The 24,003-nt window shown below is 70.6% G+C and carries 29 protein-coding genes and 1 riboswitch; of the genes, 14 read left to right on the top strand and 15 right to left on the bottom strand.

Features of this window, described 5'->3' with window-relative positions:
• Nucleotides 1–5: 5 nt before the first annotated feature.
• Nucleotides 6–1,340, bottom strand: a complete 1,335-nt coding sequence (locus tag VFW66_09450; protein ID HEX5386912.1) for an amino acid permease — start codon at nt 1,338–1,340, stop codon at nt 6–8.
• A gap of 138 nt (nt 1,341–1,478) precedes the next feature.
• On the opposite strand from VFW66_09450, the gene VFW66_09445 reads away from it, so the two are divergent.
• Both VFW66_09445 and VFW66_09440 read left to right on the top strand, forming a co-directional pair.
• The gene (locus VFW66_09445) at nt 1,479–2,468 is read left to right on the top strand and encodes a heme o synthase (protein ID HEX5386911.1); all 990 of its coding nucleotides are present in this window, start codon (nt 1,479–1,481) and stop codon (nt 2,466–2,468) included.
• A 22-nt stretch (nt 2,469–2,490) separates the two neighbouring features.
• The gene (locus VFW66_09440; GenBank protein HEX5386910.1) at nt 2,491–4,341 is read left to right on the top strand and encodes an ABC transporter transmembrane domain-containing protein; all 1,851 of its coding nucleotides are present in this window, start codon (nt 2,491–2,493) and stop codon (nt 4,339–4,341) included.
• Here the strand turns inward: VFW66_09440 and VFW66_09435 are convergent.
• The 3 genes from VFW66_09435 to VFW66_09425 are packed head-to-tail and all read right to left on the bottom strand — an operon-like array spanning nt 4,236 to nt 6,999.
• The gene (locus VFW66_09435) at nt 4,236–5,159 is read right to left on the bottom strand and encodes a hypothetical protein (GenBank protein ID HEX5386909.1); all 924 of its coding nucleotides are present in this window, start codon (nt 5,157–5,159) and stop codon (nt 4,236–4,238) included. The two genes, VFW66_09440 and VFW66_09435, sit on opposite strands and share 106 nt — an antisense overlap.
• 38 nt (nt 5,160–5,197) lie before the next feature.
• The gene (locus tag VFW66_09430; GenBank protein ID HEX5386908.1) at nt 5,198–6,373 is read right to left on the bottom strand and encodes a M24 family metallopeptidase; all 1,176 of its coding nucleotides are present in this window, start codon (nt 6,371–6,373) and stop codon (nt 5,198–5,200) included.
• Complete coding sequence (locus VFW66_09425) at nt 6,370–6,999, bottom strand: hypothetical protein (protein HEX5386907.1); 630 nt, start codon at nt 6,997–6,999, stop codon at nt 6,370–6,372. The genes VFW66_09430 and VFW66_09425 overlap by 4 nt, the downstream gene beginning before the upstream one ends.
• A 115-nt stretch (nt 7,000–7,114) precedes the next feature.
• Between VFW66_09425 and VFW66_09420 the strand changes: the two genes are divergently transcribed.
• The 10 genes from VFW66_09420 to VFW66_09375 all read left to right on the top strand — a co-directional run bounded on the left by VFW66_09420 (nt 7,115) and on the right by VFW66_09375 (nt 14,085).
• Complete coding sequence (locus VFW66_09420) at nt 7,115–7,690, top strand: sigma-70 family RNA polymerase sigma factor (GenBank protein ID HEX5386906.1); 576 nt, start codon at nt 7,115–7,117, stop codon at nt 7,688–7,690.
• Nucleotides 7,690–7,938: a zf-HC2 domain-containing protein gene (locus VFW66_09415; GenBank protein ID HEX5386905.1), complete on the top strand. Its 249-nt coding sequence runs from the start codon at nt 7,690–7,692 to the stop codon at nt 7,936–7,938. Before VFW66_09420 ends, VFW66_09415 begins: the two co-directional genes overlap by 1 nt.
• 4 nt (nt 7,939–7,942) lie before the next feature.
• The gene (locus VFW66_09410; protein ID HEX5386904.1) at nt 7,943–8,734 is read left to right on the top strand and encodes a DUF92 domain-containing protein; all 792 of its coding nucleotides are present in this window, start codon (nt 7,943–7,945) and stop codon (nt 8,732–8,734) included.
• A 158-nt stretch (nt 8,735–8,892) separates the two neighbouring features.
• On the top strand, nt 8,893–9,156 hold the full coding sequence (locus tag VFW66_09405) for a hypothetical protein (GenBank protein HEX5386903.1): 264 nt from the start codon (nt 8,893–8,895) through the stop codon (nt 9,154–9,156).
• Nucleotides 9,146–10,372 carry an FAD-dependent monooxygenase gene (locus VFW66_09400; protein ID HEX5386902.1) on the top strand — a complete coding sequence of 409 codons (1,227 nt, stop codon included), beginning with the start codon at nt 9,146–9,148 and terminating at the stop codon, nt 10,370–10,372. Before VFW66_09405 ends, VFW66_09400 begins: the two co-directional genes overlap by 11 nt.
• On the top strand, nt 10,369–10,851 hold the full coding sequence (locus VFW66_09395; protein HEX5386901.1) for a flavin reductase family protein: 483 nt from the start codon (nt 10,369–10,371) through the stop codon (nt 10,849–10,851). The genes VFW66_09400 and VFW66_09395 overlap by 4 nt, the downstream gene beginning before the upstream one ends.
• Nucleotides 10,848–11,540, top strand: coding sequence for a methyltransferase domain-containing protein (locus VFW66_09390; GenBank protein ID HEX5386900.1), 693 nt, complete (start codon nt 10,848–10,850; stop codon nt 11,538–11,540). The genes VFW66_09395 and VFW66_09390 overlap by 4 nt, the downstream gene beginning before the upstream one ends.
• Before the next feature lie 57 nt (nt 11,541–11,597).
• Entirely contained in the window at nt 11,598–12,086 is a 489-nt protein-coding gene (locus tag VFW66_09385; protein HEX5386899.1) for an SRPBCC family protein, read from the top strand.
• A complete protein-coding gene (gene fabF, locus VFW66_09380) occupies nt 12,079–13,323 on the top strand; it encodes a beta-ketoacyl-ACP synthase II (GenBank protein HEX5386898.1) in 1,245 nt (414 codons plus the stop codon). The genes VFW66_09385 and fabF overlap by 8 nt, the downstream gene beginning before the upstream one ends.
• A 75-nt stretch (nt 13,324–13,398) precedes the next feature.
• A complete protein-coding gene (locus VFW66_09375; GenBank protein ID HEX5386897.1) occupies nt 13,399–14,085 on the top strand; it encodes an aquaporin in 687 nt (228 codons plus the stop codon).
• A 4-nt stretch (nt 14,086–14,089) separates the two neighbouring features.
• On the opposite strand, the gene VFW66_09370 is transcribed toward VFW66_09375, so the two are convergent.
• From VFW66_09370 to VFW66_09345, 6 genes are all read right to left on the bottom strand, one after another.
• On the bottom strand, nt 14,090–14,221 hold the full coding sequence (locus tag VFW66_09370; protein HEX5386896.1) for a hypothetical protein: 132 nt from the start codon (nt 14,219–14,221) through the stop codon (nt 14,090–14,092).
• Nucleotides 14,211–14,948, bottom strand: coding sequence for a cytochrome c biogenesis protein CcsA (ccsA, locus tag VFW66_09365; GenBank protein ID HEX5386895.1), 738 nt, complete (start codon nt 14,946–14,948; stop codon nt 14,211–14,213). Before ccsA ends, VFW66_09370 begins: the two co-directional genes overlap by 11 nt.
• Before the next feature lie 10 nt (nt 14,949–14,958).
• Nucleotides 14,959–15,639, bottom strand: coding sequence for a heme exporter protein CcmB (locus VFW66_09360; GenBank protein HEX5386894.1), 681 nt, complete (start codon nt 15,637–15,639; stop codon nt 14,959–14,961).
• A gap of 40 nt (nt 15,640–15,679) precedes the next feature.
• Complete coding sequence (gene ccmA / locus VFW66_09355; protein ID HEX5386893.1) at nt 15,680–16,396, bottom strand: heme ABC exporter ATP-binding protein CcmA; 717 nt, start codon at nt 16,394–16,396, stop codon at nt 15,680–15,682.
• Nucleotides 16,383–16,751 carry a response regulator gene (locus VFW66_09350; protein ID HEX5386892.1) on the bottom strand — a complete coding sequence of 123 codons (369 nt, stop codon included), beginning with the start codon at nt 16,749–16,751 and terminating at the stop codon, nt 16,383–16,385. The genes ccmA and VFW66_09350 overlap by 14 nt, the downstream gene beginning before the upstream one ends.
• 137 nt (nt 16,752–16,888) lie before the next feature.
• Nucleotides 16,889–17,203 (bottom strand): STAS domain-containing protein, encoded by a 315-nt coding sequence (locus tag VFW66_09345; protein ID HEX5386891.1) that lies wholly within the window; start codon nt 17,201–17,203, stop codon nt 16,889–16,891.
• Between the two features lie 58 nt (nt 17,204–17,261).
• Nucleotides 17,262–17,372, bottom strand: a riboswitch (cyclic di-GMP riboswitch).
• Nucleotides 17,373–17,600: 228 nt separating this feature from the next.
• Between VFW66_09345 and acs the strand changes: the two genes are divergently transcribed.
• Entirely contained in the window at nt 17,601–19,556 is a 1,956-nt protein-coding gene (gene acs, locus VFW66_09340) for an acetate--CoA ligase (protein HEX5386890.1), read from the top strand.
• Nucleotides 19,557–19,586: 30 nt separating this feature from the next.
• Here acs and VFW66_09335 read toward each other — a convergent pair whose 3' ends face one another.
• The 3 genes from VFW66_09335 to VFW66_09325 are packed head-to-tail and all read right to left on the bottom strand — an operon-like array spanning nt 19,587 to nt 22,499.
• The gene (locus tag VFW66_09335; GenBank protein HEX5386889.1) at nt 19,587–21,494 is read right to left on the bottom strand and encodes a potassium transporter Kup; all 1,908 of its coding nucleotides are present in this window, start codon (nt 21,492–21,494) and stop codon (nt 19,587–19,589) included.
• A 31-nt stretch (nt 21,495–21,525) separates the two neighbouring features.
• The gene (locus tag VFW66_09330) at nt 21,526–22,212 is read right to left on the bottom strand and encodes a thioredoxin domain-containing protein (GenBank protein HEX5386888.1); all 687 of its coding nucleotides are present in this window, start codon (nt 22,210–22,212) and stop codon (nt 21,526–21,528) included.
• Nucleotides 22,188–22,499, bottom strand: coding sequence for a hypothetical protein (locus tag VFW66_09325; GenBank protein ID HEX5386887.1), 312 nt, complete (start codon nt 22,497–22,499; stop codon nt 22,188–22,190). Before VFW66_09325 ends, VFW66_09330 begins: the two co-directional genes overlap by 25 nt.
• A gap of 221 nt (nt 22,500–22,720) precedes the next feature.
• Between VFW66_09325 and VFW66_09320 the strand changes: the two genes are divergently transcribed.
• Nucleotides 22,721–23,005 carry a hypothetical protein gene (locus VFW66_09320; GenBank protein ID HEX5386886.1) on the top strand — a complete coding sequence of 95 codons (285 nt, stop codon included), beginning with the start codon at nt 22,721–22,723 and terminating at the stop codon, nt 23,003–23,005.
• 55 nt (nt 23,006–23,060) lie between these two features.
• Here VFW66_09320 and VFW66_09315 read toward each other — a convergent pair whose 3' ends face one another.
• Both VFW66_09315 and VFW66_09310 read right to left on the bottom strand, forming a co-directional pair.
• Nucleotides 23,061–23,576, bottom strand: a complete 516-nt coding sequence (locus VFW66_09315; protein HEX5386885.1) for a hypothetical protein — start codon at nt 23,574–23,576, stop codon at nt 23,061–23,063.
• The gene (locus tag VFW66_09310) at nt 23,576–23,965 is read right to left on the bottom strand and encodes an OsmC family protein (protein ID HEX5386884.1); all 390 of its coding nucleotides are present in this window, start codon (nt 23,963–23,965) and stop codon (nt 23,576–23,578) included. Before VFW66_09310 ends, VFW66_09315 begins: the two co-directional genes overlap by 1 nt.
• Nucleotides 23,966–24,003: the final 38 nt, after the last annotated feature.

Raw genomic sequence — 24,003 nt, 5'->3', positions numbered from 1 at the left:
GCTGTTTACGCGGCGCGTACGCGCCGCCACGCGAGATAGACCGGCACGCCGGCCAGGATGATGGCGAACGTCACCGCCGTGTTGCGCGGATCGGTAATGAACGCGCCGCCCACCATTGCGGCCGACGCGGCGAGGAAGACGAGCGGCACGACCGGATAGCCCCAGGTGCGATACGGCCGCTTGAGATCGGGCCGAGTGCGGCGCAACACGAACACCGCCGCCACCGCGAGCACGTAGAACGGCCAGATGCCGAGGATGAACTTGTCGGCGAGCTGCTGAAAGTCATTGAGCAGCACGTAGACCACGCCGAGCCCGGTGGCGACCCCGATCGCGGCGGAGGGACTCTGGAAGCGGGGCGACACGCGCGCGATCCCGCGGAAGAAGAGCCCGCGGTCGGCCATCGCGAAGAAGATGCGTGGCCCCGTCATCATGGAGCCGTTGAGCGAGCCCAGGCACGAGATCATCACGATGGCCGACACGACCGCCGCGGCGGCTCCGCCGAGCAGCGGAATCCGCTCGGCCGCGGCGGCGGCCACCAGCGGCGCGCCGGCCATCGCGGGTAGCGGCAGGAGGTAGATGTACGCCACGTTCATGAGCAGATAGACCGCCACCACCGCCGCCGTGCCGCCGATGATGGCGCGCGGCAGCGTCCGGCCGGGGTCGGCCACCTCGCCGCCCATCATCGAGGCATCGGCCCAGCCGTCGTAGGTCCACATGATCGGCACCAGCGCCGCGGCAAAGAGCGTGAGACTGGTGGCGCCGGTCCAGGCGGGCGCGAAATGCGCGGCGGTGCCGCGGCCCGCCGCAAAGCCAAGCAGCGCGAGCGCGCCCAAGGCCGCATACTTGACGAGCGTGATCGGGTTCATCAGTTGAGCCGCCGCCCGCGCCCCGAGATAGTTGAGCAGTCCGACCGCCACCACGGCCGCGGCGGCAACGTAGCGCACCGTGCGCGCGTCGTACGACAGCAGGTAGCCCAGGTATTCCGCGAAGATGGTGGCGATGCCGCCGAGGGCGGACGCGCGGACCACCGCCAGCTCTGACCACCCGAACAGGAAGGCGGGCAGCGGGCCGAATGCCTCGAGGATGAACGCGAACACGCCGCCCGAGCGCGGCAGCGCCGCGGCCAGCTCGCCGAACGTGAGCGCGCCGGTGAGCGCCACGATGCCCCCCACCACCCAGGCGGCGAGCACGGGCCCCGGGGCCTCGAGCGTCGCCGCGACGCCTGCCGGCACCCGGAAGATGCCGCTCCCGATCGCGGTGCCGATCAGGACCGCCATCGTGCTCCAGAGACCGAGCCGGCGGGGCAGGCGTTCGCCCCAGAGGTCGGGCTTGGTGGTCATGCGCGGGTCCTTTGCCATGTGGGCGCGGGTGTTACGAGGGCGGGAATCGCGGATAATCAGGTGCGCGATTCGCCTTGACAAGGGGGGCGGCGCGCCCATTCTTTCGCCTGCTGCCGCCGTTTCGCTGGAGGATTCGTCGTGGAAGTTGTGCCTCAGGCCGTGACCAGCCGTCGCCCGAGCCTCGCCGCGGATCTGGTCACCCTGACCAAGCCGCGCATCATCTCGCTCCTGCTGGTCACGACCGTCGCCCCCATGTTCGCCACCGACCGCGGCGCGCCGCCGCTCGGGCTCGTGCTCGTGGTGCTCGCCGCCGGCTATCTCATGGCCGGCGGGGCGAACGCGATCAACATGTGGTTCGACCGGGACATAGACCAGAAGATGTCGCGCACCCGGCTCCGGCCGATCCCCACGGGGCGGATCGCGCCACCGGTGGCGCTCGCCTTCGGCGTGGGGCTCGCGGCGGTGTCGTTCGCGCTCTTCTGGACGCTGGTGAACCCGCTGAGCGCGGTGCTGGCACTTTCGGGGCTCCTCTTCTACGTATTCGTGTATACCGTGTGGCTCAAGCGCACGAGCCCGCACAACATCGTGATCGGCGGCGCGGCGGGCGCGTTTCCGCCGCTCGTGGGCTGGGCGGCCATGACCGGGCGGCTCGACCTGCCGGCCATCTATCTCTTCGCGATCGTGTTCTACTGGACGCCGCCGCATTTCTGGGCGCTCGCGTTGATCAAGCGCGGGGAGTACGCCCGCGCCGGAATCCCGATGCTCCCCGTGGTGCGCGGAGAGCAGCGGACCAAGGTGGAGATGCTGATCTACTCGCTCATGCTGGTGCCGCTCACGCTCATGCCGGTGCTCTTCGGCGCGTTCGGCCTGTTCTACGGCGCGGCGGCGGTGCTCCTGGGTGTGCCGCTCCTCTGGTACTGCGTGCGCCTCCTGCGCGAGCCGGTGGTGACGCCCACCGCGTGGAAGCTGTACAAGTACTCGCTGCTCTACCTCGCGCTGCTCTTCGTCGCGATGGGCGTGGACCGCAACCTCCCGGGCGCGCGCGGCGCGGCGCACGAGACGCCGGACCGGGTCTTCATCCTGAACAACCCCGGTGAGCAGACGATCCTCCCCGGCGCGCAGCACTGACCCGGCCGGAACTTCCGACGCGATGACCAGGAAGCGCAGGCTCCCGTCGCCGAGCAAGCTCGGCCGCCTCTGGCCGCGGGTCCGTCCGTACCGCTGGGGTCTCGCGGCCGCGATGGTGGCGCTCATCGTGAGCGGCGCGATCGGCCTCGCCTTCCCCCAGGTCGTCCGCTACCTGCTCGACGCCGCGTTCATCAACCACGACCGGAAGATCCTCGATCGGATCGCGCTCGTGCTGCTCGGCCTCTTTGCCGTGCAGGCGGTGCTCAACTACGTCCAGACCTATCTCCTGAGCGCGACCGGCGAGCGCGCCGTGGCCGGGCTCCGGCGGGAGCTGTTCGACCGCCTGCTCGACATGCCGCCCGGTTTCTTCGCCGAGCGCCGCACCGGCGAGCTCACCAGCAGGCTCACGATCGACATCGGGCTCCTGCAGGGCGTGCTGAGCCACCAGATCGCGGAGTTCTCCCGCCAGGTGCTCTCGCTCATCGGCGGCGTCGTCCTGCTCACCCTGATGCAGCCGCGGCTCACCTTCACCGCGCTCGGCGTGGTCCCGATCGTGGTGGGCTCGGCCTACTACTTCGGGCGTAGGCTCCGGCGGATGACCACCAAGGTGCAGGACCGCGTGGCGGATGCGACGGCCGTGGCCGAGGAGGCGTTCAGCCAGATCCGCACGGTGCAGAGCTTCGTGCAGGAGCCGGTGGAGCGCCGGCGCTACGGGCAGCGGGTGATCGAGAGCGTCGACGCCGCGCTGGTCCGCGCCAACGTGCGCGGCCTCTTCTTCGGGGTGCTTACCTTCAGCACCTTCGGTGGGATCGTGTTCGTGCTCTGGCAGGGCGGCGTGCTCGTGCTCGACGGCAAGCTCACGCCGGGCTCGCTCGTGTCGTTCCTCTTGTACACGATCTTCATCGCCGCCGCCATCGGCGCGCTTGCCTCGTTCTTCAGCGCCTACCAGGAGGCGGTCGGTGCGGCTGAGCGGGTGTTCGAGATCCTGGAGATGCCGACGCCGATCCACGACCCCGCGCACCCGGTGCCGCTCCCGCGTCCGCTCCGCGGCGCCGTCGACTTCGAGCGGGTGTGCTTCCGCTATCTCGACGACCCCGAGGCGCCGTGGACGCTGCGCGACGTGGAGCTCAATGTGGCGCCCGGAGAGGTCGTGGCACTGGTGGGACACTCGGGCGCCGGCAAGACGACGCTCGTCTCTCTGTTGCCGCGGTTCTGGGACGTGAACGCCGGACGGATCCTTCTCGACGGCATCGACATCCGCGAGCTGGCACTCGCCGACCTGCGCGGGGCCATCGGCATCGTGCCGCAGGAGCCGGCGCTTTTCAGCGGCACGGTGCGGGAGAATATCGCGTACGCCCGGCCGACGGCCACGCGGGCCGACGTCGAGGCGGCGGCGCGGGCGGCCCACGCGCACGAGTTCGTGGAGCGGCTGCCCGAGGGCTACGACACGCTGGTGGGTGAGCGCGGAGTCAAGCTCTCCGGCGGCCAGCGGCAGCGGATCGCGATCGCCCGCGCGCTGCTCAAGGATCCGGCGGTACTCGTCCTCGACGAGGCGACGAGCAATCTCGACACCGAGAGCGAGCGCCTGATCGAGGATGCGATGGAGCGGCTCCTGGTGGGCCGTACGACGCTCATCATTGCGCACCGGCTCAGCACCGTGCGCCGCGCCGACCGGATCGTGGTGCTCGACCACGGACGCATCGTCGAGGAGGGCACCCACGCCGAGCTGCTGGCGCACGGCGGGGTGTACGCTCGGCTATATCAGCGTCAGTTCCGTGACGACGACGCGGTGCTGTCCGCCGCGTCCATGGTGAACGCGGCCGACCGCGCCACCCTCGCGCCGTCGAGCGTGAGCGCCACGCTCAGCTCGTAGCGCCCCGGGGGAAGTCCGGCGAGGTCGACCTTGCCCCGGAGCACGCTTCCGCCCGGGAGCAGCTCCGCCGGGAGCGGCCGAGTGCGGCGCACGACGGCGCCCGACGCGTCCCGCACCGCGAGCGACATCGCGGTGGCCCGACTCGGATCGTGCGAGCCGTATACCTCGAGCAGGTAGTACGCCGTGCTGCGCGTGGGAGTGAGGTGCAGCACCGCCACCGCGCTCACCAGCACGCTCCCGCGGCGGAACTCGCCGCGCCGCGGCATGGAATCCTCCGCCGAGGCCGCACGGATCTCCGGCGAGAGGAGCAGATCCGAGGCCCGGGGCGGAGCGTCGTAACCCACGAGATCGACCCCGGCGCGCGCCTCGCGCCCGGACACCGAGTCGCGCACCACCGCTTCCACCCGATAGCGCCCCGCTGGAAGCATGAATTCCATCGTCTCCACCGCGCAGATGCGGCCGCCGCGGGAGCGCGCCGGCACGCGGCTGCGCCAGGTCTGCTCGTCGACCGTCGACTCCGGGCGGTCCCCGCCCGCATGCATCAGGCGAAAGGTGACCTCGTAGCTGAACTGGGCATCGGCTCCCGATCCGGTGGGTTGCACCAGCGACGACGGGATCGCGAGAAACGCGGCGACGCGCGTATGGCGGTGTTTGGCGCGGTAGAAGCGGACGACGCGGAAAGGCAGCGCGGGCTCGTCCTGGCGATCGGCGACGGAAGCGGACACCGCGCGGGTGGCGGCCGGAATCGCGCGCGGCGGCGCGATCGCACCGGCAGCGAGCAGAGCGGCAGAGAGGACGCGCGGGATGGGTCGCGGCATCGCTCGAAGCCTCGCGGCAGCCTTTCCTCGGTGAGGCGCTAGGCGCGCGCCGTGATCAGCTCCCGCTGGGGTTCGCGCGGGGTCACCTGCGGTCCGTCGGGTCCCCAGTACATGTTCACTTCGCTTCGCACGCCGAACTCGCCGGGCAGGTAGACCCCCGGCTCAACCGAGAATCCGAGGCCTGGGCCGAGCCGGCGGTCGTCGTGAGTCTCGTAATCATCGAGGTGCGGACCCGAGCCGTGCAGGTCGCGGTCGATCGAGTGCCCCGTGCGGTGCACGAACCACTCGCCGAACCCGGCCTTGCTCACCACGGCGCGGGCGGCGCGATCCGCCTCGAAGCCAGCGATCGGCCGCCCGGCCTGCGCGGCATCACGCACGGCAGCGATGGCTGCGTCGCGCGCATCGCGCACGGTGCGCCACACCAGCTCGACGCGGTTGAGCGGCCGCGCGCCCGCGAATCCCATCCAGGTCTGGTCGGCGAAGACGGTGTTCGTGCCCTTGCGTCCCCATAGATCGAGCAGAACCACGTCGCCCGGGCGGAGCGTCGCGTCGCGACCCGCCACCGGCTCGTAGTGCGGGTTGGCCGTGTTGGGGCCGAACGCGACGATCGGCGGATGGTCGAAGATGAGGCCGCGCACGCCGAGCGCTTCGACCACGCGGCGCTGGACCGCCGTCTCCGTCACCGCGGGCCCATTGACCACCCGCCCCAGCTCGGCCCGCGCGACCTCCGCCAGCGCTTCGGCGGCCGCGACGTGTTCGGCGATTTCCCGCGCATTCCAGCGTGCGGCAAAGCGGGACACGAGCGGACCGGAGGGCACCACACACGCGCCCAGCTTGCGCAGCAGCTCGACGACGCCGAACGGAACGCGATCGAGATACGGCACCGCATCCTCGGGCGAGATCTCCATGGCGACGGTGCGCCCCCCAACGAGCCGGCCAAGCGCGTCGTTGAGCTCCTCCCACCGCGCGTAGGGCACGACCTGCCCCGGAAATCCGTCGACCGACTGCAGCTCGACGCGATGCGCCACGGCCACCGGATCTCCGGAGCGCGGCAGCAGGACGAAGATGCGGCGAGTGCCCATGCCCGCGAGCCCGAGCACCCGCCCCGCGACCGGATTCAAGCCATGGAAATCGAACAGCAGCCAGGCATCGGCACCGGCTTCGTCGAGCGCGGCCGCGAGCTCACTCCGGTCCAGCCCGGTGAAGGGGCTCATTCGTACTCTCCCGCGCGGTGCGCGCGCCAGACGCAGGCGGCATCGCCCCGCCCCCGACACGCCTCGTGAAACACGGCGCCTTCGAACCCGGTGACACAGCGCAACAACTCGTTGAAGGCCGCGCCGTAGAAGGCGCAGGCCCCGCCATCGGGCATGGCGGTGACCGCGACCGGATTCGCCATCGTGATCTCACCGTCGCCGGCGGCGAGATCGAGCGCGCCGCCGAACCAGACGTCGATCAGCCTGCGCGCCGCACGCGCGGCAATGCGACCGCCCACCACGCGAGGCAGGGTCCGGGCGAGCCGCTGTGCCGTGCGCGCGCGCGTGTGCACCGCATGCCGCGCCGCGCGCCGGCCGGCGTCGGCAAAGGCGAGCGCCGAGTCGGCACGCCGCCCGACGAGGCGCAGCACCGAGACGAGATCGTCCTCGGGCACCCCCTCGTCGCGGGCGACGAGCTCCCGGTACCTGGCAATCCGCGCCGCCACGGTGGCGCTCAATCCGAGCCGGCGGGTCACCATCTCGTCGGCCAGCGCCTCGAGCCCATCTCCCATCGGCGTGTCGAGGTTGCGGATCGCCTCGAGGAGGCTCAGCGGGAGGGCGGCGGGAACGGTGGCGTCGTCGGACACGGACCAGGTGGGAGTGGCGGCTGCTCGTCGGGGGAGACGGCGCGGAACATAGCCGGGACCTCACGGGCCATCCAGGGGTCCTTGCGCCCACGTCCCCGGCCGCGAACATTGCGGCATGACCGCACCTGCGCCCAACCGGGACTCCTTCGAGGCGGAGGTGCTGCCGCAACTCGACAGTCTCTATCGCATGGCTCTCCGGCTAACCACGGAGCCGAGCCACGCCGAAGATCTGGTGCAGGACACGGTCTTCAAGGCGTTCCGTGCGTGGCATCGCTTCGAGCCCGGAACCAACGTGCGGAGCTGGCTGTTCACGATCCTGCGGAACACGTTCATCAATGACTACCGCCGCCGCCAGCGCGAGCCCATTCCCATGGATCTCGATGCCGCCGAGCCGCTGGCGATCTATCGCGACGCCGAGCATGACGACCCCGAAGGCACGTACTTCAATCGGATCGTGGACGCCAAGGTGCTCGAAGCGATCGATGCGCTGCCGGAGGAGTTTCGTGAGGTGCTGGTGCTGAGCGACGTCGAAAATCTCCCATACGCCGAAATCGCCACGGTGCTGGGCCTCCCGCTTGGCACGGTCAAATCGCGGCTCTTCCGGGCGAGGCGCCAGTTGCAGGGCGCGCTTTACGACCACGCGGTGGAGATGGGATATCTCAAGCGCAAACGCGCGCCGGAGCCGCACTGATGGGCGAATCGGTGAATTGTGCCGAGGCGCTGGCCCTGCTGCACGACTATCTCAAGCAGGAGTTGACGCCCGAGGTCGCCGACCGGATCGCGGCCCACCTGGAGTACTGCCGGCCGTGCCTGGGCCACGCCCAGTTCGAGCAGAGTTTCCTCCTCATGATCAAGTCGAAGGCCGGCGGCGAATGTTGCCCCGAGCAGCTGCGGCTCAAGATCCTCCGTACACTCCGCGCCACGTCCGAGCCTGGCTGACGCCGTGCTCCCCGCTCCCACCGTCGGCGTCGCCGCGCTCGCCTCAGCTGCGGTCGCGCTGGCGGCGTGGCGCGCGCGGAGCCTTACGGCGGGAGGCGCCGCTGCCGCGGCGGCGGTCGGCACGGCGGTGCTGGCGGGCGCGGGATGGGCGGGCGGGGCGGCGCTGGCCGCCTTTTTCATTTTCGCCAGCTTCGTCTCGCGCGTGGCGCCGCGGAGCGCGCCCACTGCCGACGCCAAGGGCGACCGGCGCGACGCTTGGCAGGTGCTTGCCAACGGCGCCCCGGCGATGATCGGTGCCGTGGCCGCGAGCGCGGGCGGGGCGCTCTGGCTCGTCACCGCGAGCCTCGCGGCCGCGGCCGCCGATACCTGGGCCACGGCCATCGGTGCATGGAGCACCCGGCCTCCACGTCACCTGCTCACCGCGCGGCCGGTGCCGCCCGGGACGAGCGGCGCCGTGAGTCTGCTCGGCACCGCCGGCGCCCTCGTGGGCGCACTGCTCGTGGCCGCGGCGGGTGCGTGGGCCGGGGGCGATGCCGCGCTCCTGCCGGCCGCGACGGTACTAGGTTTCGTCGGGATGGTGGCGGACTCCGCGCTCGGCGCGGCGGCACAGGGCAGGTTTCGGTGCCCGAACTGCAAGCTGGCGTCCGAGCGGCGGGTGCACAGGTGCGGAAGCCCCACGATTCGCGTGGGAGGGTGTGCGTGGCTGGACAACGACGGGGTGAACGCGATCGTGACGGCCGCCGCCGCGGCGGCCGGATGGACCGCTTGGGCGTGGCTATCGCGGTCGCCTGCCTAGTCGCGACGCTTGCCGCGTGCGGCGGCGAGCCGACGAGTCCCACGGTCACGCCTGCGCCGCCCCCGCCCCCCGCATCCCCACCTGGTGGCGCGGAAACGCCCGGTTCGGAGCCCGCACCTGTCACCCCGCCCTCGCCGCTCATCGGCACCTGGCGCGGTGTGCAGACCGCGTTTCTTCCTGACGCGATTCAGACCGTCACCTGGCGCTTCGGCGCGGACGGCGCCTGCCTGCAGACGTTCCTCACGATCACGGGCGGCGTGCAGCTCATGGACGAGCGCCCGTGCACCTTCGTCTTCGACGCAGCGACGGTGACCGTGACCTACGCCGGCGCCACCCAGCCGGTGACCTTCTCCCTTCCGTACAGCTTCCCGGCGCCCGAGGTGCTCCGGCTCGGCGACGACGAGTTCAGCCGTGTCAGTTGATATACACCCCAGCATCGCGGACGTGCTCGTGATCGGCGCGGGCCCGGCGGGGAGCGCGAGCGCCGTGCTGCTGGCCCGGATGGGATACGCCGTCGTCATGATCGACCGCGCCGCGTTTCCGCGCGACAAGGCATGCTCGGAGTACCTGAGTCCCGAGGCGGTGCGCGTGCTTGATCGCCTGGGCGTCGTACCGGCGCTCGAGCGCGCGGGTGCGCGCGCCCTCGCCGGCACCATGGTCGTCGGCCCCCGGGGCGCCCGGCTGCACGGCATCTTTGCCGAGGCGATCCCCGCCCCGATTCGTCCCACCGGATTCTCCCTCGCGCGTTGGGTGCTGGACGGCGTGCTGGTCGACGCCGCGCGCGCCGCCGGGGTCACCGTACTCGAGCGCACCACGGCCGAGGAGCTGGTGTACGATCGGGGCGCGGTCGCCGGCGCAATGGTCCGCGGGCCGAGCGGCCGCCACACCCTCCGCGCGCGGCTCACCATCGGCGCTGATGGGCTCCGCTCGATCGTGGCGCGCCGTCTGGGTGGGCGCCGGCGCGGACCGGTGCGGCGACTCGCGTTCGTCGCCCACGTCGCCGCCGTGCCCGGCCTCGACCGCTCGGCCGAGATGCACGTGGAGCGCGGCGGATACGTTGGATTGAACCCGCTCGATGACGAGGTGGCGAACGTGGCGCTCGTGGTGTCCGCGACGAGAGCCGCGCGCGCGCGCGGGCGGCGCGATGCTTTCTTCTTCGAGGAGCTGGAGCGGTTTCCCGGCGTTCGGGGCCGCGTGGCACGGCACAGGCTCGTCCGGTCCGTCCTCGCCACCGGACCGTTCGATATGCGCTCCCGCCGGGTCACCGCAGACGGCGCGCTCCTCGTGGGCGACGCGGCCGATTTCTTCGATCCGTTCACCGGCGAGGGGATCTGCTCCGCGCTCCGCGGCGCGGAGCTCGTTGCGCGGCACGCGGGGGGAGCACTTGCGGAGCCGGGGCCCGTCACTGCCGCGGCGCTCTCCGGCTACCGCCGGGGGCGGGTGCGCGCGTTCGTGGGTAAGTGGGCGGTCGAGCGGCTCGTGGGCCATGCGATGGCGTGGCCCCGGCTCTTCGATCGCGCGGTGGCCGGGCTCGGGCGCCGCCCCGGCATGGCGCACACGTTCATCGGTGTCACCGGCGACTTCCTGCCGGCGCGCGCGGTGCTCAATCCGGTGTTTCTTGCGCGGATGGTGTTGTGAGCCTCCCGACGGTGGACCCGCCCGAGTTCCGCCAGCTCCTGGGCCGGTTCGCCACCGGAGTCGTGATCATCACGGTGATCGCGCCGGACGGGCGGCCGCACGGGATGACGGCCAACAGCCTCGTCTCGGTGTCACTCGGGCCGCCGCTCGTGTCGGTGTGCATCGATCACCGCGCCGAGCTCCACGCCGTCGTTACCGTCGCGGAGCGCTTCGTGGTCAACATCCTCGCCGCCGATCAGGAAGCACTGTCGCGCCGCTTCGCCGACCCGCACGACGACCGGTTCGACGGCGTCGGATACACTCTGAGCGAGCGGGGCAGCCTGGTGCTCGACGGAACGCTGGCGCATATCGAGTGCGCTCGATGCGCACTCCACGAGGCGGGCGATCACACGATCGTCGTCGGACAGGTGCTGGGCGGCGGGACCGGCGCGGGCCGCCCGCTCCTGTACTATCGCGGCGGGTACGCCGCGCTCGCATGACCGACCTGGCGATTCGGCGGATCGGGTTCGAGCTGCTCGACGACCCGGCGGCGGGCGCCGCCAAGGTCGAGGCGACGCTCACCGACATCGCCCGGGCAAACCGGTGGTTCGGCGGACTCGCGGCGCTGCGTTACGGCCTCCGGCGCACGCTGGGGAATCTTCCAGCCGGCGCCGCGGTCTCGTTGCTCGACATCGGCACCGGACTCGGCGACGCGCCGGGCGCGGCCGTGCGCTGGGGCGCGGCACGCGGCATCCGGATCGCGCCGGTCGGGCTCGAGCGGAATCGGATCGCGGCGCGACTGGCCCGCGCGCGCGGATTGCCGCTGGTCGTGGGGTGCGCCGGACGTCCTCCGATCGCAGAGAAGAGCGTGGACGTGGTACTCGTAAGCCAGGTGGCGCACCACTTCGAGCCGGACTCGGTGGTCCAGCTCTTCCGCACCTGCGACCGGTTGGCCCGGCTCGGCGTCATCGTCGCCGATCTGCGCCGGGCCGCGCTCGGTGCCGCTGCCTTCTGGGTGGGCTCGCGGGCGCTGCGATTCGACCCGGTCACCCGGGCCGACGGAATCACGTCCATCCGGCGGGGATTCACCGTGACCGAGCTGGCGCGCCTGCTCGAGCGGGCCGGTGTGCGCGGGCGGGTGGCGCGGCGCCCGGGCTACCGGCTGGTGGCCACGTGGGCGCCGGCGTGAGCGGGCGGGCATGACGATGCCGGCCTCGTCCGTGGGGCACGCGCGGGTGTGGGGCTGATGCGCACCGAGGACCGGATCACGGTGGCGGCGCCGCTCGAGCGGGTCTTTGCCGCGGCGGCGGACGTCGAGCGCTGGCCCGCGCTGCTCGAACACTACCGCTGGGTCAGGATGCTCGAGCGGCGCGCGGACGGCGGCGTGGTGGAGATGGCCGCCTGGCGGCCGTTCGGCCCGCTGCGTTATCCGACGTGGTGGGCATCGGAGATGTGGATCGACCGTGCGGCGCCGGCCGTGCGGTATCGGCACATTCGCGGCGTCACCACCGGCATGGACGTCGAGTGGCGCATGATGCGGGGCGCGGGAGGGGGGAGGACCGACGTGACAATCGTGCACGAGTGGGCGGGACCGCGCTGGCCGCTGATCGGGCGCCCGGCGGCGGACTGGATCATCGGGCCGGTGTTCGTGCACGGGATCGCGTCGCGCACGCTGGCCGGGATCAAGCGGGCGGTGGAAACGGCGGCCGGCGAAGCGGAGGCGGCACATGCCTGACGCCCGGCGTGTCGTCGTAACCGGCGTCGGCGCGGTGACGCCGATCGGGATCGGGGTCGAAGCGCTGTGGAACGGGCTCCGCGCCGCGCAATCCGCCGTCGGCTGCATCACCCGATTCGACCCGAGCCCGTTCCGGAGCCGCATCGCGGCCGAGGTGCGCGACTTCCATCCGAGCGATCACCTGGAGGAGCGCCGCGCCCGCCGGCTGGATCGGTTCGCACAGTTTACGGTCGCGGCGGCGCGGATGGCACTCACCGATGCGCAGCTCGACGCCCGGCGCGAGGACCCGGATGCCATCGGCGTAATGATGGGCACCGCGCTCGGCGGCGTCGCGTTCGGTGAGATGCAGTCGCGCGAATTTCTCCAGCACGGGCCCCGTGGCGTCGATCCTTCCCTCGCGCTGGCGGTCTTTGCCGGGGCCGCGAGCTGCAACGTGGCCATCGAGTTCGGCTTCACCGGCCCCAACGCGACGAACGGCATGAGCTGCGCCTCGGGGACGATCGCGGTGGGCGAGGCATTCCGCGCCATCGCGCGTGGCGAAGCCGACGCGATGGTGGCGGGCGGCGCCGAGGCGCCGCTCGCGCCGCTCTGCTTCGGCGCGTTCGCCATCATCCGCGCCATGTCGACCCGAAACGACGATCCGGCGCGCGCGAGCCGGCCGTTCGATGAGGGCAGGGACGGATTCGTGATGGGTGAGGGCGCGGCGGTGCTCGTGCTGGAGGAGCGCGGTCGTGCGCTCGCGCGCGGCGCCCCGATCTACGGCGAGATCTGCGGCTACGGGCTCACCAACGACGCGCACCACATGACCGCACCGCGCCCCGACGGCCGCCAGGCTGCCCGTGCCATGCGTCTGGCACTGGCCGAGGCGCACGTCGCGCCGACGGAGGTGGGATACATCAACGCGCACGCCTCTTCGACGCCACTCAACGACCCTACCGAAACCGGCTCGATCAAGCAGGTGTTCGGCGCCCATGCGTATCGCGTCGCGGTGAGCGGCACCAAGGGTTACTACGGCCACGCCCTGGGCGCGAGCGGCGCCATCGAGGCGGCCATCTGCGCGCTGGCGCTTCGCCGCGGCTGGCTGCCGCCCACCGTGAATCTCCAGACGCCCGACCCCGCGTGCGATCTCGATTATCTCACCGGCAACGGCCGCGACGCCGAGCCGGAATTCATCCTCAGCAACTCGTTCGGTTTCGGCGGGGTGAACGCGGCGCTGGTGCTGCGTCGCGCGGAGTAGGTCTTACTCGGATTCCGAATTCGCCGTACATTCGCGCGTCCACGCTGGCCCTCCTCTCCGCCATCGAGGCGCCGAATGCCTTCGCTCTCCCGCCGGCTGCTCGCCGAAGCCATCGGTACGTTCGGACTCATCTTCATCGGGTGCGGGGTCGTCGTGGTGAACGGCGGCTTCCCGAGCAGCGGCATCGGGCTGCTCGGCATCGCGGTCGCGCACGCGCTGGTGTTGTCGGTGATGATCACGGCGACGATGAACATCTCGGGCGGGCATCACAATCCCGCGGTCACCATCGGCGTGTTGAGCGCCGGGCGCATGAGCGTGGGCGACGCGGTCGCGTACGTCGTGGCGCAGCTCGTGGGCGCCGTGATCGGCGCACTCCTCGTGCGCCTGCTGCTTCCAGCTCAGTACGTGGTGCCGGCCGCGGTGGGCGTACCTGTCCTCGCCGACACCATGAGCGTCTGGGCCGGCATGGGCCTCGAATTGGTGCTCACCTTCTTTCTCGTCTTGGCCGTCTTCGGAACGGCGATCGCGCCCACCGCGCCCAAGGTCGGCGGGTTCGGGATCGGGCTCGTGCTGCTCTTCGACATCCTGGTGGGCGGGCCGCTCACCGGCGGCGTCATGAACCCGGCGCGCGCGTTCGGGCCCGCGGTCGCGGGCGGCGGCTGGGCCGATCAGCTGGTATGGTGGATCGGTCCGATCGTGGGAGGAATCATCGCGGCGCTCGTCTGGGAGCACTGGCTCATGTCACCCGAGGCCGAGGCGTAGATCGCTAAGGAGCCTCGGCGCCTCCGGCGCGGCGCGCCCGGCGCCAGAGCGCAATCCAGTAGCCAATCAGAATCACCGCCGCGACGATGTACGCCGCCGCGAGATATCCGCCGTTGACCGGCGTCTCAGGCGGCATCGCCCAGTTCCCGCGCGTCGAGCGCGAGCCCGATCCCGTAGCGCACCATGACGAAGCCGACGTAGAGCAGGGTGAAGCACCCGGCCGACACGAGCAGGGTCCGCAGCATCTCCCACGGCAGCGAGGGCGCGCTCGGCTTGAGCACGATGGGCTGCGGGTGCAGCGTGCGGAAGAGGTACACGCTCAGGTGGATGAACGGCACCAGCAGCATGCCCATGATGCCCACGACGGCGCTGAGGCGCGCTCGCTCCTGCGGGTCGCGGAGTGCCGCGCGGAGCGCCAGGTATCCCACGAAGAGGAAGAAAAGAAAGAGCGTGAGCGTGAGCCGCGCGTCCCAGGTCCACCAGGTGCCCCAGATCGGCTTGGCCCAGATCGGGCCGGTCGTGAGCATCACCAGGCTGAACGCCACTCCCACTTCCGCCGACGAGGCGGCGAAAAGGTCGAGCCGGGGATCACTGAGCCAGAGGTAGAGCGCGCTCGCGATCCCGACGAGGGAGAACGCGAGCAGGGCGCTCCACGCCGCCGGTACGTGCACGTAGAAGATTTTCTGCGCGAGCCCCTGGTGTACCTCGATGGGCGTGTACCCGAGCGCCAGCGCGTAGACCCCCGCAATGCCGAGCAGCGCCACCGCGCTCGTCACGAGACCCCGCCGCATCACGGCGCGGGCGTGCGCCAACGCCGCGGCGACGGCGTTCGCCGGAGCCGCGCCCGCCACGTCGGAGATCATCGCCTGAGCATCATTCGTCGACGACCGCACGGAAGGCCAGCGTCGTGAGCGTGAGGAAGACCACGTCGTACAATGCGAGTAACCTAAGCCAGCCCAGCATCTCACTCAACGGGCGGCCGGCGAGCAAACGGGCCGTCACCTGCACGGCGCCCACGATCGGCGGCACCATGAAGGGCAGCAGCAGCACTGGCAGCATCAGCTCGGCGAAGCGCGTCCGCACCGCCATGGCGCCGAAGATCGTGCCGACGGCCACGAACCCGATGGTGGCGAGCGCCGCGGTGCCGACGATGCCGGGCAGCGCGTGCGTGAGGTCTACGTTGAAGAAGAGGACGAAGAGCGGCAGCGTCACGGCCTCGACGGCGCCCACGAAGGCCAGGTTGGCGAGGAGCTTGCCCCAGAAGAGCGCCTCGCGCGGGAGCGGGGCGAGCAGCAGGCCGTCGAGCGCGCCGTGCTCCCGCTCCACGGTGAACGCCCGGTTCATCGCCACCATCGCCGCGAAGGCGAACGTCACCCACAGCACGCTCGGCGCGAGATCGGTGGCGGAGAGGGCGGTCGGGTCGCGGGCGAAGTTGAAGATCACGAGCACGAGCGCCGCGAACACGAGCGCGGAGAGCAGCGCGGTCTTGCTGCGGAGCTCGGCGCGCACGTCCTTGGCCGCCACGGCAAGGGCGAGGCGGATCGCCTCAGGCATACGCCGCGTCAGGCATACGCCCCGTCAGGCATGCGCTCCGTCAGGCATGCGCCAGCTCGTGGTACCGCGGCAGAAATTCAGCCAGCTCGCCCCGCCGCGGCGTCTCCAGCGCCCAGCGCCCGCCGGCCAGCACCGCAACGCGCGACGCCAGCGCCCACGCCTCCGGCAGATCGTGCGTCACCAGCACGATCGCGAGCCCCTCGGCGAGCCGGGCGTGCAGCATCGCGCGGAGCCGCTCCGCCGCGCCGGCATCGAGCGCCGTGAACGGTTCGTCGAGCAGCAGCACGCGCGGGCCGTGCAGCAGCGCCCGCGCGATGGCCGCGCGCTGCAGCATGCCGCGGCTCAGGCTCGGGGGCCTGTCGGCCGCGCGGTCGGCGAGCCCGACCGACTCCAGCGCGGCGCGCGCGGCACGGACCGGCGCATCGAGCCCGTAGAGCCGCGCGGCAAAGGTGAGGCTCTCGAGGATCGAGAGGTCGTCGTAGAGCAGCGACTGGTGCGATAGAAAACCGAGCGCGCGCCGGCTCTCGGGCGCCGACGGCTCCACGCGTCGGCCGAGCGCGCGCACCTCGCCGCGGGTGGGCCGCATGAGGCCGGCGAGGAGGCGGAGCAGCGTCGTCTTGCCCGCCCCGTTCGGCCCGACGACGGCGAGCGCTTCCCCGGGGCCAAGCGAGAGATCGAGACCTCGCAGCACGCGCGCGCGGCCGAAGGAACGGTACAGCCCGACGCCTTCGAGCAGCGGGCCGTCAGAGGACGGCATCGATGCGCGCGCCGAGCTCGTCGAGGCGGAACGGTTTAACGATGTAACCGGAGTGCGGGAGGTCGAGCACCTTGAGCTGCGGCTCGATGCTCATATAGGCGGTGGTGATGATGACCGGCAGCTCGGGCCGGGAATGGCGGATCCGGCGCAGGAGCTCGACCCCGTCGGTGTCGGGCAGACGCATGTCGAGCACGGCCACGTCCGGCGCCCGCTCTTCGAGCCGGGCCATGGCCTCCGCACCCGTGCTCGCGAAGACGAGGTCGTATCTGGGGGTGAAGTAACGCTCGTAGCTGAGCCGCAGGGCCGGCTCGTCCTCGACGATCAGCACGCGCCGGCGCCCCTTGCCATCATTCATGCCGCGCAACCTTAAAACACGTGGCCCGTGACGGGCCTCGCGTGGGCCTGGGGTCGTGAGTGGGGAACACTAATCCCTTCCGGCGATACCGTCCATAGCGAAAGCGGCAACGATCGCGGGGCCGTCATGCCCCCGCATCACGCCGCGGCCGACTCGAGCTGGAAAAGGTCCGCCAGTTTCGTCAGGACGAGGAGGAATCGCAGCTCGTCGCTCGGATGCCGCAGCACCACCGTCTGGCGCCGCGCGGCGGCGTGCCGCTGGATGAGCATCAACGCGCCCAGGCCGGCCGAATCGACGTGGCGGGTGCCGTTGAGCTCGATCAGGAGACGCCCGTCTCCCTCGGGGAGTTGGTCGAGGAGTGCGATGGCGGCCTTGCGGAACTCGACCCTCGTGTCGAGGCCGAGTCGTTCGGGGGCGACCAACTCACGGGCCGTCGCGTGCGCGGAGTTCATACGTCCTCCCACACCCGACAAGGCTGGCACGAACCCGCGGCGCTCGCCTTGATCCACCTTCGGCACCGAGCTATCTCACCCCCGCCTGCAGCGCCGCGCTTGGCGGACGCCGAGGATGAGACCTCTAGTTTTGCGGCCCCGGATCGCTCCGGGTGTGCTCTTATCGGGCGGTCGTGGTGATCCTTCACGGTCCCGTTGACCGTGCGGACCCGGAGGGGCGAGAGTGGTGCCATTGGACGTAAACTCATGTCGCCCGGCTCATTGGCTCGGCGTCCGAACGGATGTTGCAGCACCCGTGCGTCGCACTCCGCACGAGGGCCCGGAAAACTGCAACTGGCAGTCTAGCCGACCACCCGGTTTCTCCCTAGCTTGCGTCATCCTTTGCCACCGCGCCCTTATGACCGACCAAATCGATACGCTGCTGATCGAGCAACGCCGCTTCCCGCCGCCGCCCGCGTTCGCCAAGCACGCCTTCGCGACGGCCGAACTCTACCAGCGCGCGGCGCAAGACCGCGAGGGCTTCTGGGCCGACCAGGCTCGCGCGCTCGACTGGATCACGCCCTGGCAGCGAGTGCTGGAGTGGAACCCGCCGCACGCGCGCTGGTTTTCGGGCGGACGGCTGAATGCGGCCGCCAACTGCCTCGACCGCCATCTCAGCGGCTCTCGTCGCCACAAGCCGGCGATCCTCTGGGAGGGCGAGCCGGGCGATCGGCGCGTCCTCACCTTCGCCGAGCTCGCCCGGGAAGTGAGCCGCTGCGCCAACGCGCTCAAGGGCCTTGGCGTCCGCCGCGGCGACCGGGTGGCGATCTACCTGCCGATGATTCCCGAGGCCGCCATTGCCATGCTCGCCTGCGCCCGCATCGGCGCGGTGCACTCGGTCGTCTTCGGCGGCTTTGCGGCGGAGTCGCTCCGCGACCGCATCAACGACGCGCAGGCCGTCTGCCTCATCACCGGGGACGGCGGCTACCGACGGGGCCAGATGGTGCCGCTCAAGCGCGTCGCCGATCAGGCCCTCGCCGATTGCCCATCGATCAGGAGCGTGCTGGTGGTGCGACGCAACGCCCCGGGCAAGGGCGGCGAGGTCGAGGCAGCAATGAAACAGGGGCGCGATCACTGGTGGCACGACCGCGTGGACTCCGCTGCCGCCGAATGCCCCGCCGAGGCGATGGACGCCGAGGACTTGCTCTTCATCCTCTATACGTCGGGCACCACCGGCAAGCCGAAGGGTATCGTACACACCACCGGAGGCTATCTCACGCAGGTCGCCGCCACCACCAAGTACGTTTTCGACCTGCATGACGACGACATCTTCTGGTGCACGGCCGACATCGGCTGGGTCACCGGACATTCGTACGTCGTCTACGGCCCGCTCGCGAATGGCGCCACAGTGCTGATGTACGAAGGCGCGCCCGATTGGCCCGAGCGCGACCGGTTCTGGGCCCTGGTCGAGCGCTACGGCGTCAGCGTGTTCTACACCGCACCGACGGCCATCCGCGCGTTCATGAAATGGGGCACCGACCACCCCGCGCGCCACGACCTGTCGACCCTCCGCCTTCTCGGCAGCGTCGGCGAGCCGATCAACCCCGAAGCCTGGATCTGGTACCACGAACAGATTGGCAAGGGGCGCTGCCCCATCGTGGACACCTGGTGGCAGACCGAGACCGGCGGCATCATGATCACGCCGCTGCCCGGCGTCACCACCACCAAGCCCGGGTCGGCGACGGTTCCCTTCCCCGGCGTTTGTGCCCAACTGGTCGACAACCGCGGCGTCGCGGTCGAGCGCGGTGGCGGATTCCTCACGCTCACCGAGCCGTGGCCCGGCATGCTCCGCACGATTTACGGCGACGACGAGCGCTACCGCCAGACGTACTGGAGTCGCTTCCCCGGCCGCTACTTTGCCGGTGACGGCGCCAAGGTCGACGACGAGGGCTACTGGTGGATCCTAGGCCGGGTGGACGACGTGCTCAACGTGGCCGGCCATCGCATCGGCACGATGGAAGTGGAGAGCGCGCTGGTGGATCACCCGGCCGTGGCTGAGGCCGCGGTGGTGGGCAAAGCGCACGACCTCAAGGGCCAGGCGCTCGCCGCGTTCGTGACCCTCAAGGAGGGCCACCCGGCGACCGCCAGTCTCAAGGACGACCTCAAGAACCACGTTGCGAACAAGATCGGCGCCATCGCGAGGCCGGACGACGTCATCTTCTCCGCCGACCTCCCAAAGACCCGGAGCGGCAAGATCATGCGCCGCCTGCTGCAGGACATCGCGGAAGGGCGGGCGCTGGGTGACACCACGACGCTGGCAGACCCGAACGTGGTGAACAGGCTGAAAGAGATGCATGAGGCGAAGGAATCGTGAGCGGGAGGGCGTAAGGCAGGCAGGACAAGCTTACAACTGTATCTGCGCTCCCAACTCTACAACCCTGTTCGGCGGCAGGCCGAAGAACGCGGTGGCCGGCTGCGCATTCCGCGTCATGATGATGAAGAGCTTCTTCCGCCACCGCGCCATGCGGTGGTTGCCGGTGGCGATGAGCGTCTCGCGTCCGAGATAGAACGTCGTCTGCATCAGGTTCACCGGCACCGCCGGGCCATCCTGCGCGGGGTCGGCCAGGGAACGCACGACTCTCGGCACGTCCGGCGTCTCCATGAAGCCGAAACGCGATATCACCTGGTAGAAGCCTTCGCCCAGCTCACGGCACCGCACCCGCTCGTCCTCCCGCACCTGGGGAAACTCCTCGGTCAGAATCGACAGCAGGATCACCCGCTCGTGCAGCACCTTGTTGTGCTTGAGGTGGTGGAGGAGAACGGGTGGCGCGCCGCGTGGATCGGAGGTGAGAAAGACGGCGACGCCGGGCACCCGCGGCGGCCGGCGCCGGCCGATGTCGGCGAGGAACACGTCCATCGGCAGCGCGTTCTCCCGCATGATCCCGGCGAGAATCGTGCGGCCCTGCTTCCACGTCATCATCAGCGTGAAGATCGCGACCGCCACCACCAGCGGAAACCAGCCGCCCTGCGTGACCTTCACCAGGTTTGCGCTGAAGAAGGCGAGGTCCACGGCGAGGAAGAGCCCCGCGAGACCGAACGCCTTCCACCGGGGCCAGTGCCAGAGACCGCGCGCCACGGCGCCGAAGAGGATGCTCGTAATGGCCATCGTGCCGGTCACCGCGATGCCGTACGCCGCGGCGAGGTTACTGGCCGAACGGAACCCGAGCACCAGGCCGACGCAGGCCACGGCAAGCGCCTGGTTCACCTGCGGGATGTAGATCTGTCCGGCTTCGGTGCTCGACGTATGCCAGATCGTGACCCGCGGGCTGTAGCCGAGCTGCATCGCCTGCCGCGTCAGGGAAAACGCCCCCGAGATGAGCGCCTGCGACGCGACGACCGCCGCGGCCGACGCGACGATCACCATGGGGATGAGCAGCGACGGCGGAACCAGGGAGTAGAACGGATTGGCCACCGCGGGTGCGTTCCGGAGGAGCAGCGCGCCCTGGCCGAAGTAGTTGAGCAGGAGCGCCGGCAGCACCAGCGTGAACCATGCCGCGCGGATCGGCCGCTTGCCGAAGTGGCCCATGTCTGCATAGAGCGCTTCGCCGCCGGTAAGCACGAGCACGACGGCGCCGAGAATGAAGAACGCCTGGGAGCCGTCGCGGATGAAGAAGTCCACCGCATACCACGGATTGAGCGCGCGCAGCACCGAGGGCTCGAGCAGGATGCCGCGCAGGCCGAGCGCCGCGATTGCGAGGAACCAGAGCAGCATGAGCGGCCCGAACACGGCGCCCACCCCTGCCGTGCCGCGCCGCTGGAACGCGAACAGCGCGATCAGGATCGCCACCGTGATCGGCACCACCAGGTGATCGAAGGCGGGGGTCGCCACGTTGAGCCCCTCCACCGCGCCCAGCACGGAGATCGCCGGCGTGATCACCCCGTCGCCGTAGAGCAGCGCCGCGCCGAAGATGCCGAGCGCGACCAGTGTCCGGCGTGCGTGGACCGACGCGCCTGAGCTCTTGGGCCGCACCAGCGCCATGAGGGCCAGAATGCCCCCTTCGCCGCGGTTGTCGGCCCGCATGACCTGCGAGATGTACTTGTAGGAGATGATGAAGTTGAGCGACCAGACGATCAGCGAGAGGATGCCGAGCACGTTGCTTACGGTGGGCGGAATGCCGTACTCGCCCCCGAAGCATTCCTTCACCGCGTACAGCGGGCTGGTGCCGATGTCCCCGTAGACGACGCCGAGCGCGGCCAGGGACAGCCCCGCGAGCGCCCGTCCTCGAGGCGGAGTGTGCGCCGCCTCCGACACGCTATGCCTTCACGCTACGCCGTGCACCGCGTCATCGCGCCGCCGTCCGGGGCGCGAGCGAATCGACCAGCCGCTCGATGGCGTCCGAATCCAGGCGCCCCTGATAGAGCCTGCCGCCAACGAGCAGCGTCGGGGTGCCGGTGACACCCACCCGCACCCCTTCATCATAGCTCGCCTGGATGCGGCCGGCGTACGTGCCGGAACGCATGCACGCGTCGTAGCGGTTGAGGTCGAGGCCGTTCTCTCTGGCATAATCCCGGAAGTATCTCCCCGCATCGCTCGACGCCGCCCACTGCGCCTGGCCTGCGTAGATGCGTTCGTGCTGCTCCCAGTACTTCCCTTGTTCGTCGGCGCACGCCGCCGAGTGCGCGGCGAGCCGGGAGAAGCTGTGCTGCGAGAGCGGGAAGTCCCGGTAGCGCCAGCGGAGCCGGCCGGTGTCGATGAGCTTCGTCTTGATCGTCGGAAACTGGAGTTGGTCGAACGTTTGGCAGAAGGGACACTGGTAGTCCGCGTACTCCGTGATCTCGACCGGCGCGCTCGGCGAGCCCATGAGATACCCGTGAAAGCCGGCCGTGTCCGATGGCTGGATCGCGACATTGGCCGGAATGCTCACCGTGGCCGGCCGGCTGACGAGCCAGCCAAGCACGCCGAGCCCGATCACCGCCACCAGGGCGAGCAGTGCGTAGAACCGCCTCACGCCGAGGGGCGCTTCCGCCATGGCTCGTCGTCCTCGGGCTCGTCCGGAAGCCCATTGCCGGCGCGCCGCGCCTCGTCCACGATCCGCCGGTGCTCGGCCACCTCAGGCGTGTCGTAGGTGCTGCGCACCTCGTAGTGGAACAGCTCGGCCCGAGCGTCGCCCATGCGGCGCAGCAGCTCGGGAACTCCGCTCCCGCTCAAGAGTTGGCCGCCGCGGTCGAGCTCCTGGATTCTGGCGGCAAGCTCCCGCAGTAGGGCCACGAGCCGGTCGGCCCGACCCTGATCGTATACCTCGTCGTGTTCTGCCATGACATCCTCGCGGGCCGGAGTCGGCCCCGCGCCGAGTTCCCCATTTCGCCCGGGATGAATCTAACGCGGCCCGCGCGAGGGCGAAGCCGCGGGTGAAGGCGTACGCCGGCGGCGAAGGCGTAGGCCGATCGCGGGCCTGCAACGCCACGCGCCGGCCGGTTATATTGCCCGCGGCGCAGAGGGCTGCGCCCGGTGAGATGAGACCATTACAAGGAAGGTAGATGAGCAAGACCAAACCCAGACGTGCCCCGGCAACCGCGTCCTCCTTCGACCAGGCCCGCGACGAACTGTTCAGCCACGTCCTGCGCTGCGGCGTCATCGAGGCCCTGCCCGAACATCAAGGCGAGTGGTTCGACGACACCATGCAATACCTCGCCGACCGGTATCCAGATCTGAGCGATGAGGCGCTGCGGGAGCTCCGTACTCTCGGCGAGCGCTACTGCCAGCCGGTGCACCGGCGGCCTGACGCGGCCGACCAGCCGAGCGCGGACTCGGTCGCAGTCTGAGCAAGTCTGACACGAAGCATCCGCCGCCCCGTGATCGATGTCACGGGGCGTTTTGTCATTTCCGCGGCCAACCAGCGGGAAACCGGCGCCATCGATAGCCCGCGGCGATCCTGATCCCGCCGCCCACGCCGAGTTCCAGTGCCCACCCGGCCGGCGCGCCTGGGCGCTGCTCCAGACCCGCCACCAGCACCAGAACAGCCCGATCTGCCGGGCCTACGACGCCGGCCAGGCCGCCGCCCACGTACACTCCCGCATGGCGCGCGACGGTGGGAGCAAGAAGAAAGTGCCCCAGCAACTCGGCCCGGCCCGCGACGTCGCCGCCAGTCCCCGCGCTGAGCGTCGGACCCGCCACGGCTGTGAGCGCGATGCGGGTGCGGAGCGAGGGACGAACGGCAGCATAGAGACCCGCCGCGGCAAGAACCGGATCGGCGGTGGTGACCACCGCCTGCGCGCCCAGCTCTCGCACGCCCTGCGCTGCCGCCACGCGAAGCGCCACCGAAACGGCCACCGTGGCGAGCAGCGCGGCCCGCGCCGCACCGGTCCGCCGCGCTGCGCCGCACCCGGCGGCCATCACGTCAACCGCAGCTCATATGCGATGGCGATGTCCGGCGCGAGCGAGTGCACCACCGAGCAATAACGGGTGAGCGAAAGGTCGATCGCCCGGCGCGCCTTTGCCTCGTCGAGGGCGGCGCCCTTGAGCTCGAACGTGAAGTGCACCGACGTGTAGCGGCGCGGCTCAATTTCGCGGCGCACGCCGGCCACCTCGATCCTGCATGCCTCGAGCTTTACCCGCATCTTGCCGAGTATCGAGACCACGTCCGCGCCGGAACACGCCGCGGCCGCGAGCAGCAGCGCGGCCATGGGCCCCGGCGCCTCGACGCCATCGGCATCGAGCAGCATCGTGGGCCCCCCGGATTCAGCGCCCTCGAAGCGAAGATCGCCCAACCACTCGAGGGCCACGCGCCTGGCTTCCGGCGCGCTGGGCGCCTCGGCCCCCC

This window comes from Gemmatimonadales bacterium (assembly GCA_036279355.1).
Taxonomy (GTDB): Bacteria; Gemmatimonadota; Gemmatimonadetes; order Gemmatimonadales; family GWC2-71-9; genus DASQPE01.
The sequence above is the reverse complement of the archived record's forward strand: the minus strand, read 5'-3'. Positions and strand labels throughout refer to the sequence as shown.